We start from the raw sequence: 695 nt of genomic DNA, 5'->3' as shown, positions 1-695 counted from the left end.
TGGATTCTAATAGCGCTTTAGCTTCATGATAGTCTTTAACCATTTGTTCAAATCTTGGTTTCATAACCGCTTTTTTTATTATGATGTTTTACGCGTTTTTACTCATTTATTTTCCTTCATCGAACATCATAATAACTCATAATTTAAATATATTTTCATCTACAGACTGTTTATAAACTCAACTCTAACTCGCGCCCTACCGTATAAAAACGAGAGAACACAACATCGTGAGTCGCAAAACACCAAGATGAAAATACCTGATAAAAACCAGCAACATACCGATTGCTTAATATCAATAAACCATCAATTATTATGATATAAAAACTGAGGCTATTTAATGGAAGATAAAGAAGAAGTAACTACAGATGTAATATAACGAAAGGAATCGAAAGAAAACTAAGAATAGACYTGAACTATATATTTCATAAATAACACATGTTTGAAAACCATGTGCACTATACTCCGATCATTCGAAAATGATAGAAATTTCTCTCATTAAATTTCTGCTGCTGTTCCTTTTAAAGAGTTCAAAAGTCTATGAACTCGCCACTGCTTAGCTAAAACGACAAGTAACTTGGGCAAAAAATGACATGACAGCTGAAATGGAAACCTAAAAAACGCCAGCAAGATTGACTGGACTTTTTTTAAATTACGTTCAATTAGGTCTGGAAGACGTTGCCCTGGCGCTTTGGTTT

General features: G+C 33.0%; 1 protein-coding gene. It reads right to left on the bottom strand.

Annotated elements, in window-relative coordinates; genetic code table 11:
* Positions 1–495 precede the first annotated feature (495 nt).
* Positions 496–695 (bottom strand): hypothetical protein (locus CIK04_RS34915; protein WP_325206004.1); only part of this gene is annotated, 200 nt, incomplete at its 5' end.

It is taken from the genome of Vibrio sp. 03_296, from assembly GCF_002265885.1.
The sequence above is the reverse complement of the archived record's forward strand: the minus strand, read 5'-3'. Positions and strand labels throughout refer to the sequence as shown.